The following is a 2,767-nucleotide window of genomic DNA, read 5'->3' as shown; positions in this document are numbered from 1 at the left end:
CCTTATTTTTTTACCTTACCATTCTCTCAAACCTTTGTCCTGTTTAGACTAGAGGTGCCTTGTCACCCGCTAAGGTGTGTTTTTATGTCTATTTGGAAAAAGAACACCTGTTTTTAAATTGAAGATAATCTACAATTATTGTTGGGTGGAATCGATGCAGAAAAGCCTTATCTTTAGTTGAGTTTGAATATATCGGTCGCTCCTATTCATAGTTTGCGATCGATTATTCAGCAAGCCCTATTTTAGAGGCGGCTTCCATTTGTCGCACTACTGTTAAAGCAGAATAGGAAACACCGGCAGTGCCTTCTCCGGGATGGGTGGAGTCACCTACTAACCACAAATTTTTAATTGGTGTGCGGTTGGCAAATCCGAAGGGCCCGAAGGTTGGTATTCGCTGGCCAATACCACCCACAACGCCTCTATCTCTCGCCGTGTAGCGGGCAAAGGTGCGGGGTGTGGCTGATTCTTGGTGTACGATCGACTCTGGCGTCAAATTGAAATATTCGCTCAAACGGGCGATCGCCCCGACCGTATATTTTTGCTTCAATCCTTCATAATCAACCGAATTCCACCACATTCGAGTCTCAGTAAATGACGAAGCGATAATTGTCGCCATTCCCTTCGGTGCTCGGCCATCTCCCGGATGGCTGACAGAAACAAATAATGAATTATTCTCTCCAATCTCGCCGTCGTAATCGTAGAGAAACTGAAGGTGCGGCGGACAATTGGCAGGAATTGCGCTTTCATGCACTCCCAAATAGATGACAAATGCACCGGATGCGGGCGGCAATTTATCAACTCGATATTTGTAGCCTGCCATTTGATTGGGGAGTTGATTTCTTGTCTCGGAATTATCTGTTAAAGTTTCTAAAACAGGCTCGCTTGACATCAATTTTACTAGATTTTGTGCTGTGACGTTGGCAACAATACGATCGGCAGTTTCTGTCCAAACTTCGCCGCTTTTTTGATTGCGAATCACTGTAGCGGTGGCTTTGCCGTTGGCGGTGACAATACTTTCAACTGTGTGCCGCAACAGGACTTTGCCGCCGTAGAGTTCGATCGCCTCTACAAGTCGATCGCTCAATACCTGCATACTTCCTTGTAGATGATACAATCCCTGTGGCTCTTGCGAAACTCCTAAAGCCGTCGCCGCGTAAAGTAGCGCCGTTTCTTCAGTATCAACTTGAGAATACAATTTTAACTGCAAATCCAGAAAAGTTTTCAAGCGCAAATTGTCGCCTAACCCACAAAGCCGCAAAGCATCTCCCACTGTCATAAAAGTGAAAGGCAAAGTAATTAGAGTATCGGGGCGAACTGCTTGAATTAATTGCCAGAAATCCCAGAAGTTTCTGGGCGGTAAAACTGGATCGCGCCCTTGAAATTTCCAGCTAGCTTTGAACAATGCAGACAATAATTGCCAAAAAGGTTCGCTTCCGGGAAACTGCCACTGCCTTTCTTCCTGCCACTTTTGCGGATCTCGCCACACGCTAATCGGTGCGGTTTCTCCCGGCAAAAACACCGCACAGGCGGGATCGCAGGGTGTCGCCGCGGGAAGTTCTATGTTTAATTCTGAGAAAATTCGGTGGTGAATGCCTCCGGGTTCCAATCCTGCAACCTGCGTGGCGCCGACATCGAAGGTAAAGCCTTTGCGTTTGAAGGTGGAAGCGCATCCTCCGGGGACGATCGCCTGGTCTAAGACTAGCACTTTGTATCCTCTGCGGGCTAGCAGGGCGGCTGCTGTCAGCCCGCCGATGCCGCCTCCAATTACCGTGACGCGGCCCTTAGTCTCTGCTGGACTGGATTTGCTCTCAGGGGTGCGATCGCCTCTCATAATTTATTTATTGTAATATTTCTTAATAGTATGCTCATATTTTGCAATAAAAAGCTCTTGTAGCGACAGGTTGAAATCTATCGCTACAAGAGGAAGGAGGCCGAGTTGAGAGGACGTTTTAGGGGTAAGGTGCTCCGGCCGCACCCGTTAGACAGTGCCGTGCTGATGAGAGAATCAGGGACGGCGCCACTTGTTGAGATAAGCTTCGCCAATCCCAGCCACAGCCTGCATTTGAGCTAGCTGTTCCCGTAAAGCTTTGATGGTTCTTAGCTGTTCTTGAGACTGTTGCTGCAAAGCGTCGTAATTTCGCTGTATCGCTGCACTCTGGTTCAATTGATTTTCTAGAGATTGCAACTTGGTCAGTTGAACTTGGAAGTCGCCGATCGCACTTGACTTTTGTGCTAACTCGTGCTGCATCGATTCGTAACTCGACTTCGACACGGTTTCCTGGAATTGGCTTGCGAGATTTTGCTTTTCGGTGGCGAATTGCTGCTGCAAAGATTCCAGAGCACTGGATTTTTCGGCGAATTGCTCCTGCAAAGATTCCAGAACACTGGATTTTTCGGCTAGTTGCTGCTCCAAATCGTGTTCCCGGTGTTCTCTTTCGGCGAATTGCTGCTGCAAAGATTCCAGAACACTGGATTTTTCGGCTAGTTGCTGCTCCAAAGATTCCAGAGCACTGGATTTTTCGGCTAGCTGTTGCTGAAACTCGTGTTCCCGGTGTTCTCTTTCGCCGAATTGCTGCTGCAAAGAAGCGATCGAACTTTCGCGTTCACTCAACTGCTGTTGTAAACTTTCGTAACTTGACTTCGCTACAGTTTCGGCTAATTGGCTTTCGAGATTTTGCTTTTCGGTAGCTAATTGCTGCTGCAAAGAAGCGATCGAACTTTCGCGTTCACTCAACTGCTGTTGTAAACTTTCGTAACTTGACTTCGC

At 47.5% G+C, this 2,767-nt stretch carries 1 protein-coding gene and 1 pseudogene; both read right to left on the bottom strand.

Annotated features, from left to right (window positions below; translation table 11 throughout):
* Positions 1–223: 223 nt before the first annotated feature.
* Complete coding sequence (crtD, locus tag QUA40_RS10950; protein WP_333125149.1) at positions 224–1,831, bottom strand: C-3',4' desaturase CrtD; 1,608 nt, start codon at positions 1,829–1,831, stop codon at positions 224–226.
* Between the two features lie 174 nt (positions 1,832–2,005).
* Positions 2,006–2,767, bottom strand: a pseudogene (locus tag QUA40_RS10945) (CopG family transcriptional regulator); the annotation flags it as partial.

The organism is Microcoleus sp. Pol11C3 (assembly GCF_036701485.1).
Classification (GTDB): Bacteria; Cyanobacteriota; Cyanobacteriia; order Cyanobacteriales; family Microcoleaceae; genus Microcoleus.
Note: the sequence above shows the minus strand (reverse complement) of the source record. Positions and strands in the feature narration are given on the sequence as shown.